The 13958-nt window shown below is 73.1% G+C and carries 12 protein-coding genes; 6 read left to right on the top strand and 6 right to left on the bottom strand.

The window, feature by feature from the left end; translation table 11 throughout:
- Positions 1-75: 75 nt before the first annotated feature.
- Genes ACIPJ2_RS18185 through mtrA form a run of 3 tightly spaced genes read right to left on the bottom strand, consistent with a single transcriptional unit; the run spans position 76 to position 4147 of the window.
- Positions 76-1806, bottom strand: a complete 1731-nt coding sequence (locus tag ACIPJ2_RS18185) for a GerMN domain-containing protein (protein ID WP_402730024.1) — start codon at positions 1804-1806, stop codon at positions 76-78.
- A complete protein-coding gene (mtrB, locus tag ACIPJ2_RS18180; RefSeq protein WP_281264959.1) occupies positions 1803-3467 on the bottom strand; it encodes an MtrAB system histidine kinase MtrB in 1665 nt (554 codons plus the stop codon). The genes ACIPJ2_RS18185 and mtrB overlap by 4 nt, the downstream gene beginning before the upstream one ends.
- Before the next feature lie 5 nt (positions 3468-3472).
- Positions 3473-4147, bottom strand: a complete 675-nt coding sequence (gene mtrA, locus ACIPJ2_RS18175; RefSeq protein WP_281264960.1) for an MtrAB system response regulator MtrA — start codon at positions 4145-4147, stop codon at positions 3473-3475.
- A 280-nt stretch (positions 4148-4427) separates the two neighbouring features.
- Here mtrA and ACIPJ2_RS18170 point away from each other — a divergent pair, with 280 nt between their 5' ends.
- From ACIPJ2_RS18170 to ACIPJ2_RS18150, 5 genes are read left to right on the top strand one after another with little or no spacing between them, the layout of a single operon-like run.
- Positions 4428-5570: a glycerophosphoryl diester phosphodiesterase membrane domain-containing protein gene (locus ACIPJ2_RS18170; protein ID WP_402730023.1), complete on the top strand. Its 1143-nt coding sequence runs from the start codon at positions 4428-4430 to the stop codon at positions 5568-5570.
- A complete protein-coding gene (locus ACIPJ2_RS18165; protein ID WP_402730022.1) occupies positions 5540-6211 on the top strand; it encodes a DUF4129 domain-containing protein in 672 nt (223 codons plus the stop codon). Before ACIPJ2_RS18170 ends, ACIPJ2_RS18165 begins: the two co-directional genes overlap by 31 nt.
- Positions 6208-7494 carry a DUF4350 domain-containing protein gene (locus ACIPJ2_RS18160; protein WP_402730021.1) on the top strand — a complete coding sequence of 429 codons (1287 nt, stop codon included), beginning with the start codon at positions 6208-6210 and terminating at the stop codon, positions 7492-7494. Before ACIPJ2_RS18165 ends, ACIPJ2_RS18160 begins: the two co-directional genes overlap by 4 nt.
- On the top strand, positions 7491-8486 hold the full coding sequence (locus ACIPJ2_RS18155) for an AAA family ATPase (protein ID WP_402730020.1): 996 nt from the start codon (positions 7491-7493) through the stop codon (positions 8484-8486). Before ACIPJ2_RS18160 ends, ACIPJ2_RS18155 begins: the two co-directional genes overlap by 4 nt.
- Complete coding sequence (locus tag ACIPJ2_RS18150) at positions 8486-9817, top strand: DUF58 domain-containing protein (protein WP_402730019.1); 1332 nt, start codon at positions 8486-8488, stop codon at positions 9815-9817. The genes ACIPJ2_RS18155 and ACIPJ2_RS18150 overlap by 1 nt, the downstream gene beginning before the upstream one ends.
- A gap of 118 nt (positions 9818-9935) precedes the next feature.
- On the opposite strand, the gene ACIPJ2_RS18145 is transcribed toward ACIPJ2_RS18150, so the two are convergent.
- Positions 9936-10931 (bottom strand): stage II sporulation protein M, encoded by a 996-nt coding sequence (locus ACIPJ2_RS18145; RefSeq protein WP_402730018.1) that lies wholly within the window; start codon positions 10929-10931, stop codon positions 9936-9938.
- Between the two features lie 48 nt (positions 10932-10979).
- Between ACIPJ2_RS18145 and ACIPJ2_RS18140 the strand changes: the two genes are divergently transcribed.
- Positions 10980-11849: an RDD family protein gene (locus ACIPJ2_RS18140; protein WP_402730017.1), complete on the top strand. Its 870-nt coding sequence runs from the start codon at positions 10980-10982 to the stop codon at positions 11847-11849.
- A 159-nt stretch (positions 11850-12008) separates the two neighbouring features.
- Here ACIPJ2_RS18140 and ahcY read toward each other — a convergent pair whose 3' ends face one another.
- Positions 12009-13487 (bottom strand): adenosylhomocysteinase, encoded by a 1479-nt coding sequence (ahcY, locus tag ACIPJ2_RS18135; protein ID WP_402730016.1) that lies wholly within the window; start codon positions 13485-13487, stop codon positions 12009-12011.
- A gap of 234 nt (positions 13488-13721) precedes the next feature.
- Positions 13722-13943 (bottom strand): DUF3499 family protein, encoded by a 222-nt coding sequence (locus tag ACIPJ2_RS18130; protein WP_402730015.1) that lies wholly within the window; start codon positions 13941-13943, stop codon positions 13722-13724.
- Positions 13944-13958: the final 15 nt, after the last annotated feature.

Below are 13958 nucleotides of genomic sequence, written 5' to 3'. Positions count from 1 at the left end.
ACCCGGCGCCGGGCGGGAGGTGGACCGCCGGACGGTGGACGAGCCTCCAGTCCGGTGCACTGTGGAGGAGGCGGGCTAGCGCTGCGTCCCCAGCACGTCCGCGGTGACCCCGATGCGATCCCAGCCGCCACCGGTGGACTGCAGCACCTGCCCGTCCATCGTCCGCAGCAGCAGCGATCCCCCGCTGCCCCCGGTGATCGCGGTGGCCGTGCCGTCCGGACGCTGGAGCGTCGTGGACTGCCCGCCGATCGTCGAGCGGACCACGGTCTGCCCGGTCGAGGTCTGCCCGAGCGACGCGACGTCCAGGTCGCTGACCCATGTGGCACCGAGCGCGGTCCCCGACGCCGCCTGCAGCCGCACCGGTGCACCGAGCGCCGTCGGCGTCCGGTCCGAGTCGCGGATGATCGCCATCACGTACAGTCCCGGCCCGTCGTCGGTGTCGATGAGCGCGAGGGCCCTGGCCGAGTCGCGGGACACCTGGAACGACACCAGCTTCCCGTCCGGCAGCGTCGACGACACCTGGTGCGGGTCGCCGCCGAGACCGTACGCGGTGATGCTCCTGGTGTCGGACCGTTCACCGACCCAGACGAACCCGGCGTCGTCGATGGACGGCGCGATCGTGGAGCTCCTGGTGTCGATCCGGAGTTCCTGCTTCCCGCTGCGCACCACGAAGACGCCGTCGGCGTTGCCCACGGCGGCCTCCGAACCGGCGGCGCTGAGCGAGATCGAGGTCGGCCGGAGCTTCGCGATCGTGCTCCCCATGCCACCCCCGAGCGCCGTGACGTCCCCGGTGCCCGGCGCCGCGTACCCGACCGTGTCGCCGTCGTCGACGAGCGGCCGGGGGTCGACGTCGGGGTTCAGCACCGCCGAGGTACCGCTGGAGTCCGGGACCGAGAAGCTCGCGCCCTCGATCGTCAGGTCGACGGACGAGATGGTCGCCACGGACGACAGCGACCGGGCGAGCTGCTCGCGCATCCTGACCTTGTCCACCGTCGTCGCCCGCAGTGCCTCGCTCGACAGGTCCACCTGCGCGTTGCCGCTGTCCACGGTCACGGCGTTCAGGGAGAGCTGCGTGCCCTCGGGGAACGACGACACCACGGCGCCCTTCATCCAGCCGGCCGGTCCGGCCAGCAGCGCGCTCGCGATCCGGGTGCTCGTCGACGACCGGGCGAGGAACCAGCGCTCGTCGGGGACCAGGTACCGGTACGTCGGGTCGTAGAAGTAGAGCGCGTGCGCCTGGAACACCTGCTCGAAGCTCACCGGCGACAGGATGATGCCGTCGGGCGCGTAGCTGATCCGCCACTCGCCCCCTTCCTTCACGAACTGGAAGGTGAGCGTCGACGAGGTGGGGCGGACCGCGGGGGTGTACTCGCCGTCGCCGTCGACGGTCGCACTGGCGGTGAGCGTGTAGGTCAGCTCGCGGGTGCCGACCCGTTCGACGTCGCCGTCGCCCTGCCGGACCGTGACGCTCTGCCGCGGGTTCCACTTCTGCGAGAACGAGTCGCTGAGGAACTCCCTGGCGATCGCGTAGTTGTCCTGGGCGCCGGTCGCGGCGTCGATGAACTTCTCGAGGACGGTGTCCTGGTCCTGCCCGTCCTGCGGACCGCTCGGCCGGAAGTCCACCCCGGAGACGGAGTCGCCCTTGAGGCTCTGGCCGTCGCGGACCGGGCCGCCGGTGGGGATCGCGGCGCACGCGGTGAGGGCGACGAGCGCGACCGCGGCGAGCGCGACGCCGACCGTGCGGCGGACACGCGTGCGCGCGCCCGTGCCGACACCCGTGCCGGTGATGGTGCGGCGCGGCATCATCTGGAGCCTCCTTCTCGGGGACCGTCGTAGGACTCGTCGAGCTCCGGCAGCGGGATCGCCGACGTCGCCGTGACCTCCTGCCCCTTGCGCGGGACCGTGAGCACGAACGCGGACCCCTCGCCCGGCCGGCTCCACACGTCGATGCGGCCTCCGTGCAGGTTCGCGTCCCCCAGGCTGATCGCGAGTCCGAGCCCGGTCCCGCCGATGGTGCGTTTGCGGCTGGGATCTGCTCGCCAGAAGCGGTCGAACACGCGGGCGGTGTCCTCTGCGGGCATGCCGACCCCGTGGTCGCGGACGGCGATCGCGACGGTCTTCGCGTCGCTGTCGACGACCACGTGCACCGGCTTGCCGTCCCCGTGCTCGATGGCGTTGCCGACGAGGTTGCGGAGGATGCGCCGGATCCGCCGGGCGTCGAGCTGCATCGTGGTGTGCCCGCCCGGGGTCGCGAGCCGGAGGTCCACCCCGACGCGCTCGGCGAGCGGACGGAACTCGTCGACGATGTCGGTCGTGAGCGATGCCGGCACGACGGGCTCCGTCTCGAGCTCGACGGCCTGCGCGTCGTACCGGGAGATCTCGAGCAGGTCGGCGAGCAGGAGCTCGAACCGCTCGATCTGGTCGTGGAGGAGCTCGGCGGACCGTCCGACCGCCGGTTCGAACGCGTGCCGGGCGTCGTAGAGCACGTCGCCGGCGAGCCGGATCGTGGTGAGCGGGGTGCGGAGCTCGTGCGAGACGTCGGACACGAAGCGCTGCTGGACCCGGGAGAGTTCCGCCAGCTGGGTGATCTGCCGGCTCACGGCATCGGCCATGCCGTTGAAGCTCCGCGCCAGGACCGCGACGTCGTCCTCGCCCTTCACCGGGATGCGTTCGTCGAGGCGCCCGGCGGCGATCTTCCGGCTGGTCTCGGCCGCACCCCGGATCGGCACGACGACGAGCCGGACGACGAGCGACGTCACCAGGGCGATGAGGACGATGAGCGCGACACCGCCGATGGACAGCGTCTGCGACACGAAGTCGAGTGTCTGCTGCGCGTCGGAGAGGTCGTAGACCAGGTAGAGCTCGTACTGCCCGGCGCTCGGGATCTGCAGCGTCGACCCGACCGCGAGTCCGGGTTCGCTCCGGCCGGCGTCGTCGAGCCGGACCGGCTGCAGGCTGAGGTTGCCGGTGTTCTTCCCCACTTCCTTCCGCAGGGCGTCGGTGATGACGGCGTCCGGGAAGTCGGGGCTGGCGAGGTTCTGCAGCGTCTGCGACGTGGACTGCTTCGGCGAGCGCTCGATCGCGATCCTGGTGCCACCTGGGCTCGTCGTGTTCGAGAGGATCGCCTGCTGCGCCTCGTTCTGCAGGGTCTCCAGCTCGGACTGGTTGTTGTCCTCGGCCGCGGTGGCCGCGTCGAAGATGCCCTGCGCGACGTTCGTCGCACGGGCCGACTCCGCCTCGATCTGGTCCCGGCGCTGCGAGTAGACGTTCGTCGAGATGCTCACCATCACGGCGGTGCCGATGATCGCGACCGCGAGACCGGTGGTGGCCACCGTGATCGCGACGGACCGCACCATCAGGGAGCGGCGCCACAGGAACGCGACGCCGCGCCAGAGTCGCCTCGCCCACGACCGCATCCGTCGGCGCGCGCGCCCGAGGGACGTCAGGCCGGCCGAGGACGGCGGCACGGTGGTCAGGCTCCCCCGGCGCGGTAGCCGACGCCACGGACGGTGGACACGATGCGCGGGTTGTCCGGGTCGTGCTCGATCTTCGCGCGGAGGCGCTGGACGTGCACGTTCACCAGGCGGGTGTCCGCCTTGTAGTGGTAGCCCCACACCTGCTCGAGCAGCATCTCGCGGGTGAAGACCTGGTTCGGCTTCTCGGCGAGCGCGCGGAGCAGGTCGAACTCGAGCGGCGTGAGCGCGATCACGGCGTCGCCGCGACGGACCTCGTGCCCGGGGACGTCGACGGTGAGGTCCCCCACGTGCAGCACGGCGGCGTCGGACGCCGTCGGGCGCAGACGGGTGCGGATGCGGGCGACGAGTTCCTTCGGGTTGAACGGCTTCACGACGTAGTCGTCCGCACCGTTCTCGAGCCCGGCGACGACGTCGGAGGTGTCACCCTTGGCGGTGAGCATGATGATCGGCGTGCCGCTCTCGGCCCGGATGCGACGGCAGACCTCGATGCCGTCGATACCGGGGAGCATGACGTCGAGGAGGACCAGGTCGGGCTTCGTCGAGTGGAAGGCGTCGACGGCGTCGTTGCCGTCGGCGCTGAACTCGGGCTCGTAGCCCTCCGAGCGGAGGACGATGCCGATCATCTCGGCGAGGGCCTGGTCGTCGTCGACGACGAGGATGCGCGGTGTCATGTGATGTGGACTCCGGGTGCGGTGCGGGGGTGCCCGGGCAGGCACCTCCCGTTCACGATAGCCGAGCCCCCATCAGGCTGCGTTTTCCGACAGGATGGGAGGGACCGCGTGTTGCCTCGCGCGGCCGACGTGAGGGGGCGGTTCGATGGCCGGCGACGAATGGCGCGTTCCGGGGACGGGTGCACAGCCGGGAGGCCCCGGTCCGGTCCCGGCGCCACCCCCGTTCCCGGGTGGGTCGGCTCCACTGCCCCCACCGCCACGTCCGGCCGCGTCGCGTCCGGTGATCCCGCTGCGGCCGCTCGGCCTCGGCGACGTCCTGGCCGGTGCGTTCACGGTGTTCCGGCGGAACGCCCGCGTGCTCCTGCTCTGGAGCCTGCTGCTCTCCGGCGTGCTCGGGCTGGTGTCCACGCTCGTGTCGACGCTCGGCCGACAGTCGTTGCAGTCCAGGATGTTCTCCGCGGTGGACGGCTCGGGATCCGGTGACGCCGACACGATCTTCGCCGGGTCCGTGCTGCTGTACCTCGTGCTCTCCGTCGCGGTGCCCTTCCTCGCGTGGCTCGCCCGCGGGTTCCTCGTCGCACCGGTCGCCGTCGACACCGGGCAGCGCGTGCTCGGACGGCGAGGCACCTTCCGCGGGCTGTGGTCGCTGCTCGCCGGGCGTCGGCTGTCGGTCGTCTGGTGGATGCTCCTGCAGCTCGCCGCCGGGCTCGTCGTCGGGGTGCTCTTCGGCGTGGTGGTCGTCGGGTTCGTCGGTGCCCTGACCGCGAGCAACAGCGGCGTCGGCGGTTTCGTGCTCGGGATCATCGGGATGGTCCTCGGCTTCATCGTGCTCATCGCGTTCCTCGACACACGCTTCGCGTTCACCGTCGCGACGATCGCGCTGGAGGGCCGCGGGGTGTTCGCCGCGGCGGCCCAGTCGTGGCGGCTCACCCGCGGGGCGTTCTGGCGCACGTTCGGGATCCGGCTGCTCGTGACGGTGGTGTTCTCGTTCGCGGCCGGGATCGCGAGCACGCCGCTGACGATCGGGGCCGCGCTGTTCTCGGGCGTGTTCGACCCGCTCGGGCAGACCGACACGGGCTCCGGCGTCTCGGCGGGTGCGATCGTCGCGCTCGTGGTCGGCAGCCTCCTGGTGATCGCCGTGCAGTGCATCACCGACGTGCTGAGCGCATCGGTCACGACGTTCCTCGCGATCGACCGACGGATCCGGACCGAGGCGCTCGACCAGCGGATCGCGTCGCACCTGGAGACCGGGCAGCCCGTCGACCCGTTCGCTCCGGCACCGCCCGTGTCCCGGCCGCCGTGGCCAGGCGCCGGCCCGTGGCAGCAGGGCTGGCCAGGGCAGCAGGACCCGCGGCAGCCGCAGCAGTACGGCTGGCCGCAGGCGCCGCAGCAGTGGGGTCCGCCACGACCCGGCGGGCAGTGATGGCGGCGGTCGACCCCGACGAGGCCCGTCGACTCCTCGAACGCGAACTCGGTCGTGCCGAGTACGACGGCGCGCACGTCACGTGGTGGGACCGGTTCTCGCGGGGGTTCTTCGAGTGGCTCGGCACACTCCGTCCCGACGGCATCGGCTCGCCCGCGTTCGGCCGGACCCTGCTCGTCATCGCGATCGTGGTCATCGTCGCGGTGGTCGTCCTCGTGGTGGTCGCCCGCGGTCTCCCCCGGCGACGGGCCCGTCTGCGCGCCGAGCGCCTCGGTGGGGTGCTCGACGACGACGACCTGCGCTCGGCGGCCTCGATCGCCGAAGCCGCTCGCGCCGCACTGCGGTCGGGTGACTGGTCGACCGCGGTCCTCGAGGGCTACCGTGCCCTGGCCCGCGGACTCGGCGAGCGCGACCTCGTCCCCGACGTCCCCGGTGCGACCGCTCGGGCGATCGCGGTGCGGGCCGCGGTCGTGTTCCCCGCGTCCGAGACCGCCCTGCACGACGCCGCGAGCACGTTCGACGGCGCCCGGTACCTCGGGGTCGAGGCCGACGAACGCGCGGCCCGGCAGGTCGTCGAGACGGAGAGCGCCATCAGGGCCGCCCGACCGGCACGCACGGCGACACCGGCGGTGCCCGCGTGAGCGCGACGACGAGCGCGCTCCCGACCGACCGGGCGCCCGCAGCAGCCGCCCCGGAACGCCGCGGTCCACGGTTCGTGTTCTGGGTCGTGGTCGTGCTCGTCGGGGTGCTGCTCGCGGCGCTGACCGCGGTGATCGGCACCGACGACGGCCCGTCGAACGCCCCGCTCGACCCGTCCTCGGCGACCGCGAGCGGCTCGAAGGCGCTCGTGCGGGTGCTGGAGCAGCAGGGCACGGACGTGGACGTGGTGCACGACGCCGACCGGCTCGACAGCGGCACGGCGTCGTTCGGGGGCACGGTGTTCGTCGACGACTCCGCCGGGGTCCTCGCACCGGCCGTCGCACGACGCATCGCCAGGACCGTCCCCGACGTGGTCCTCGTGACGAGCGATCCGGCCGTGCTCGAGGCGTTCGGGGTCGACGCCGAACCGGCCGCGTCGATCGACACGACCGACACGGTGTCGACCACGTCGTGCGACATCGCCGCCGCCCGGACCGCCGGCCGGGTGAGCACGACGGGCACCGGCTACACGGTGCCCGCGTCGGCCGGGATCCGCTGTGCGCCGACCGGGACGGGCGCCGACCGCACGTGGGGCTTCGTCGAATCCCGGACCGCCGCCGGGAGCGTCACCCTCGTCGGCACGACCGCCGCGTTCCGCAACGACACGATCACCACGGCCGGCAACGCGGCGCTCGCGCTCGGGCTGCTCGGCGGGGAGGACCACCTCGCCTGGTACGTGCCGACCGCCGGGAGCCCCGACGCGGCGCCGACCCTCGGCGAACTCGCACCGCCGTGGGTGCCGAGTGCGATCGCGATCCTGGCGCTCGTCGCGGTGGCGGCCGGGATCTGGCGGGGACGTCGGCTCGGCCCGCTCGTCGTCGAGCAGCTCCCCGTCGTCGTCCGCGCCTCCGAGACCACCGAGGGCCGCGCACGCCTGTACGCCAGGACCCGCGACCGCACGCACACCCTGGACACGCTCCGGCTCGCCGCGATCCGCCGCATCGGCCGGACGCTCGGGCTCCCCCGATCGGTGCACGTCGACGACGTCGTCCACCGCGCGGCGACCGCGACGGGCCTGCCCGCGCGGCACGTCGGCGCGGTGCTCGTCGGTGGACCGACCACCGACGACCGCGCGCTGGTCGACGGAGCCGATGCGCTCGACCAGCTCGAGCGCGCCGTGAGCCGAGCCGTCTCCGGGGACGCACCACGGGCCTCCCGTCCGGCTGCCCCGGCCCCGTCAGCAACCGCACCTGCCACCGATCCCCGACCAGGAGGACGACCGTGACCGACCACCCCACCAGCGCACCCGGCGCACCCACCGTGACGGCGGATCCGCTCCGCGACGCCTTCGGCCGGGTCCGCGCCGAGGTCGGCAAGGCCGTCGTCGGACAGGAGGGCGCGGTCTCCGGCATGATCGTCGGCCTGCTCGCCCAGGGGCACGTCCTGCTCGAGGGCGTCCCCGGCGTCGCGAAGACCCTGCTCGTGCGGAGCCTCGCCGCGGCGATGTCGCTCGACACGAAGCGGATCCAGTTCACCCCGGACCTGATGCCCGGTGACGTCACCGGCTCGCTCGTCTACGACGCCTCGACGGGGACCTTCCCGTTCCGCGAGGGTCCGGTGTTCACGAACGTGCTGCTCGCCGACGAGGTCAACCGCACCCCGCCGAAGACGCAGTCGGCGCTCCTCGAGGCCATGGAGGAACGCCAGGTGAGCGTCGACGGCACGGCGAAGCCCCTCCCGGACCCGTTCTTCGTCGCCGCGACGATGAACCCGATCGAGTTCGAGGGCACCTACACGCTGCCGGAGGCTCAGCTCGACCGCTTCCTGATGAAGCTCACGCTCGACGTGCCGCCCCGTGACGTCGAGTGGCAGGTGCTCCGCCGGCACGCCGACGGGTTCGTGCCGCGCGACGTCCGGTCCGCCGGCATCGTCCCTGTGGTGGGCGCTGCCGAGGTCACCGCCGCACAGCGTGCCGTCCGCGGCGTCGGCGCCCGGGACGACGTCCTGGCGTACATCGTCGACCTCGCCCGCGCGACCCGGCAGGCGCCGTCCGTCCGGGTCGGCGTGAGCCCACGTGGGGCCACGGCACTGCTCGCCGCCGCGAAGGCCTGGGCGTGGATCACCGGCTACGATGCGATCACCCCCGACCACGTGCAGGCGATGCTGCTGCCGGTGTGGCGGCACCGGCTCCGGGTGGCCGCCGACGCCGAGCTTGAGGGCGTCGGCGCCGACGGGGTCCTGCAGCAGGTGCTCGAACAGGTGCGGGTGCCGATCTAGTGGCGATCTCCGGCCGGTTCGTCGCGCTCCTCGCCGTCGCGATCGTCCCCACCGTGCTGCTCGGCAGTGGGTGGGGCGGTCTGGCGTGGGTGCTCGTCGTCGTGCTCGCGGCCGCGCTCGACCTGCTGCTCGCAGCCGACCTGCGCACCGTGCGCGTCGATCGGCGGATGCCGCGGCTCGCCAGACGGGACACCACGGCGGACGGCACCCTCGTGCTCGCGAACGACGGGACGAGGACGCTCCGAGCCCTCGTGCGCGACATGTGGGAGCCGTCTGCCGGGCAGGCACCCCGGCGCATCACCGTGACCGTGCCCGGTGGTGAGCGTCGGACCGCGCGGATGCGCTTCGCGCCGTTCCGCCGTGGCCGTCGGAGGAGTTCCGGCGTGGCGGTGCGGGCGTTCGGACCCCTCGGGCTCGCCGCCCGGCAGCGTGTGATCGCGGCACCGGCCGAGCTCGTCGTCACGCCGCCGTTCCGCTCCCGCCGACACCTGCCGTCGCGCCTCGCCCGGCTCCGGGAGCTCGACGGCGAGACCACCCTGCAGCTCCGCGGGCACGGCACCGAGTTCGACTCGCTCCGTGACTACGTCCGCGGCGACGACGTCCGGTCGATCGACTGGCGGGCGACGGCCAGGCGGCAGGACCTCGTCGTGCGCACCTGGCGCCCCGAGCGGGACCGGCGGGTGATCGTCGTCGTCGACGCGGGTCGGGCAGGAGCCGGTCGGGTCGGCGACGAACCGCGCCTGGACACCTTCATCGAGGCCGCGCTCCTCGTCGGCGCCCTCGCTGCTGCGGCCGGCGACCGGGTGGACCTCGCCGTGGTCGACGACGGTGTCCGCGGGCGCGTGCACGGAGCGACGCGAGCGGACGTGGTGCAGCGGTTCGGGGAGACGCTCGCGCTCGCGGAGCCTGGCCTCGCCGCGACCGACTGGGCAGCGGTGCCGGCACTGGTGGCCTCCGTCACGACGCAGCGGTCGCTGGTGGTCCTCGCGACGAGCCTCGACTCCGTCGGTGCATCAGGGGACCTGCTCACGGTGCTGCCGGCGCTGGCGCGGCGGCACGCGGTGGTCGTGACGGCCGTCGACGACCCGGCGGTGGCCCTGATGGCTCGCGGTCCAGGGGGCGACGAACGGGACGGACGTGCACCGGGCCTCCCGTCCGCCGGTCGGGACGTCTACCGGCGTGCTGCGGCGGAACGCTCGCTGCTCGATGCCGACGGCGTGGCGGACGTCGCGCGCCGGGCGGGCGTCGAGGTCGTCCGTGGCACGCCGGAACAGGTGCCGCCGCTGGTCGCGGACGCCTACCTGCGCGCCAAGGCGGCCGGGAGGCTCTGAGCGCCCCCGCCGTCCGGGTCGCGCCGGTCCGTCCGAGTCGCGCCCCGTTGTGGACGTCGCGCCCCGTCGTGTCGGGGCGCGACGACCGTGGCGGGGTGCGACGCGCTCTGGTCTCCGGTCAGCCGGCGACGATGGCGGAGGCGCCTCGGTCGAACTCCTCGACGTCGCCCCGCTCCCCTGCAAGAGCCGCGCGCCGACCGATCACCCACTGGTAGGACAGGACGACCGCCAGCGCCACGGTCCCGATCCCGATCTTCACGGGCCACGGCCAGTCCTGGCGCGTCACCGTCCCCTCGACGATCCCGGACAACAGCAGGGTCAGCACGAGTCCGATCGCGACGGCGATGAGGGCGCGTCCGTCCTCGGCCAGGGCCTGCGCACGGGTGCGCTGTCCCGGGGCCACCCATGACCAGAAGATCATCAGGCCGGCGCCGCCCGCCAGGAAGATCGAGTAGAGCTCGAGCTGCCCGTGCGGGGCGATGTAGAGGAAGAAGTCGCCGAGACGCCCCTGCGAGTGCATGATCGCGCCCGAGACACCGAGGTTCAACGCGTTCTGGCCGATCGAGTACGGCACGAAGAGCCCGGTGATGCCGAACGCCACCATGCTCGCGGCGATGTACGCGTTGTTCGTCCACACCTGCGCCGTGAACGCGCCGAGGCCGTGGTCGGAGTAGTAGTCCACGAAGTCCTGCGTGGCGTACTGCCGCAGGGACTCCTCGGTGCCGAACGTGGCGACCGCGCCGGGCGTCGTCGTGATCCACACACCGGAGACGAGCGCGATGACCGCCGTCGCGACGGCCACCCAGATCGTCACCCAGCGGATCCGGTACAGCGCCGCCGGGAGCTGCAGGACGAAGAACGACGTGAGCATCGTCAGCGGGTCGGTCGGCGCGCCGGTGAAGCGGAGCCGTGCGCGGAAGAGCGTCAGGGAGAGCCGGTCGCCGGTGGCGGAGCGCGGAGCGACCCCGCGGATGCGAGCGAGGTCGGTCGCAGCGGACTGGTAGCCGGTCACCAGGCGGTCGACGTCCTCGCCGCTCGACGGCCGACGGCGCGCCAGCCGGTCGAGCTCCTGCCACTGCTGCCGGTGGACGTCGGCGTACGCGTCCAGGTCCATGCGGTGTCCCCCTCGTGCCGCTTGCGGTGTGTCCGACAGAATGTTCCCATGCCGACGCGCGCCACACCCAGGGACCTCGCCGACCGCCGCTTCGTGCGGGCGCTCGACGAGACCACCGACGAGCTGGTCGTGGGCGAGGCCGTCGCGCTCGACGTCGTGCCGGCCGGCATCGTCGCGCGGCTCGCGGCAGCGCTCCTCGACGGGCTCTGCCTCGTCGCGCTGTTCGTGATGCTGCTGATCGGGATCGCCAGGGTGTGGCCGTCTGGAGTCGACGAGGCATGGCTGGCCGCCGCGCAGATCGCCGTCCTGGTCGTCGTGCTCGTGCTCGTGCCCGCCGCGGTCGAGACGGTCACGCGCGGGAAGAGCGTCGGCCGCTTCGCCCTCGGGACCCGCGTGGTGCGGCTCGACGGGGGTGCCGTGACGTTCCGGCACGCGTTCGCGCGGGCGCTCGTCGGGCTGCTCGAACTCTGGGGAACGCTCGGGTCCCTGGCGCTGCTCGTCGCACTCTTCGGCTCGCGGCCCCGGCGTCTCGGTGACCTGCTCGCCGGCACGGTCGTGCAGCACGAGCGCCTCGCGCGGTCCACCGACCCGGTCGTGCTGCTCCCCCCGTCGCTGCAGGCATGGGCCGCGGTCGCCGACGTCCGGGCGCTCCCCCAGCGGCTCGAGAACCGGCTCGGCGCGTTCTTCCGGGGCGCGGCCTCGGTGCAGCCCTCCCTGCGGCTCGCGACGGCGACGGCGTTGGCGGCCGAGGTCGCCGAGTACGCGCACCCCGTGCCACCCGTGCCGGCGGAGGAGTTCCTCGCCGGGGTCGTCGCCCTCCGTCGTGCGCGGGACCGGCGGGCGTTCGGGTCCCGCGCGGCGACGCTCGACGCGGCAGCCGCGACCGCTGGTGCGCGCCCGCCGGGTTTCCCGCGCTGACGCGGCGCGGCGCCTGACGCGGCGCTTGGCCGGCGCGGCGCGGGGCCGGCGCGGCGCGATCGCGCCCCCGCATGAACATCGCGCCCCGCTGTGACGGGGCGCGACGTTCGTGACGGGGCGCGATGGGGCAAGCGGCCACGCCGGCCACCGCCGACCGCGTCAGTAGCGGTAGTGGTCGGGCTTGTAGGGGCCCTCGACCGGGACGCCGATGTACGACGCCTGCTCCGGGCGGAGCGTCGTCAGCTGCACGCCGAGCGCGTCGAGGTGCAGGCGCGCGACCTTCTCGTCGAGGTGCTTCGGCAGGACGTACACGCCGGTCGGGTACTCCGAGCGCCGGGTGTGGAGCTCGATCTGTGCGAGCACCTGGTTCGTGAACGAGTTGCTCATCACGAACGACGGATGCCCGGTGGCGTTGCCGAGGTTCATCAGACGCCCCTCGCTGAGCACCAGGATCGAGCGTCCGGTCGGCAGCCGCCACTCGTGCACCTGCGGCTTGATCTCGATCTTCTCCGCGCCGGGCAGTGCCTCGAGGCCGGCCATGTCGATCTCGTTGTCGAAGTGTCCGACGTTCGCGACGATCGCCAGGTGCTTGAGGCCGAGCATGTCGTCGACGCCCACGACGCCGAGGTTGCCCGTGCACGTCACGACGATGTCCACCTGGTCGATGACGTCCGACAGGCGAGCGACCTGGTAGCCGTCCATCGATGCCTGCAGCGCACAGATCGGGTCGACCTCGGACACGATGACGCGCGCGCCCTGGCCGCGGAGCGCTTCCGCCGCCCCCTTGCCGACGTCGCCGTAGCCCACGACGAAAACGACCTTGCCGCCGATCAGCACGTCGGTCGCACGGTTCAGACCATCGGGCAGCGAGTGCCGGATACCGTACTTGTTGTCGAACTTCGACTTGGTGACCGAGTCGTTGACGTTGATCGCCGGGAACTTCAGCTCACCGGTGCGTGCCAGCTCGTACAGCCGGTGGACGCCGGTGGTGGTCTCCTCGGTCACGCCCTGGATGTCCGCGGCGATGCGGGTCCAGCGGTCCGAGGACTCGGCGAGCGAGGCGGCGACCGTGTCGAGCACGATGCGGTACTCGGCGCTGGCGTCGTCGCCCGCTGCGGGTACGGCACCGGCGGCCTCGGCGTCGGCACCGGTGTGCACGAGCATCGTCGCGTCACCACCGTCGTCGAGGATCAGGTTCGGGCCAGCCCAGTCGGCTCCGGCGGCAGCGGCCTCGGCGCTCCAGTCGAAGATCCGGTTGGTGCACCACCAGTACTCCTCGAGCGTCTCGCCCTTCCACGCGAACACCGGGGCGCCGGCTGGTGCGTCCGGTGTGCCGGTCGGGCCGACGGCGATCGCGGCGGCGGCTTCGTCCTGGGTGGAGAAGATGTTGCAGCTCGCCCACCGGACCTGGGCGCCGAGCGCGGTCAGGGTCTCGATGAGCACGGCGGTCTGCACGGTCATGTGCAGCGACCCGGCGATGCGCGCGCCGGCGAGCGGCTGCGATGCGCCGAACTCCTCGCGGAGCGCCATGAGCCCCGGCATCTCGTTCTCGGCGAGGCGGATCTGGTGACGACCGGCCTCGGCGAGGCCGAGGTCGGCGACGCGGAACGGAGCTGCGGCCTGGGTTTCGGTGGGCATGTGGTCCAGTGTCCCACGGTGATCGTGAGCGGCGTCACGGGCGCGGACACGGCCTCCCGTCCGGGGCCGGCGCGATTCGCTGAGGCGCCGCTCCGCGCTCGAGACGCCGCAGGATCCGGCGGCGCCTCGTGCCGAGCGGGGCGCTTCGAGCAGATGGGGGCGTGTCGGCCGGGAGGCCCGGGTCGGGGCCGTCCCGCGCCGCCGGTCCGGTGCGTGGTCGCCTCGGGGTGCCGGTCAGTCGGTCGGGCGTTCCTCGCGGAGCGGCTCGCGCCGGATGACGTGCCAGCCCTGCGGCACCCGCAGGCGCGCGGCGTGCCGCGCGCAGAGGTCGTAGCCGTGCGGCTCGACGCGGGTGGACAGCGGGCCGACGACGACCATCGAGTCGCCGTAGTCGTACGTCAGGGTCGACGATGCGCTCGCGCCACAGGCGACCTTGCTGCAGATCCGTACGTCCATACCGTCGACGACCCT

This window comes from Curtobacterium sp. NPDC090217 (assembly GCF_044746705.1).
Lineage (GTDB): Bacteria > Actinomycetota > Actinomycetes > Actinomycetales > Microbacteriaceae > Curtobacterium.
This window is presented reverse-complemented; position numbering and strand designations above follow the sequence as displayed.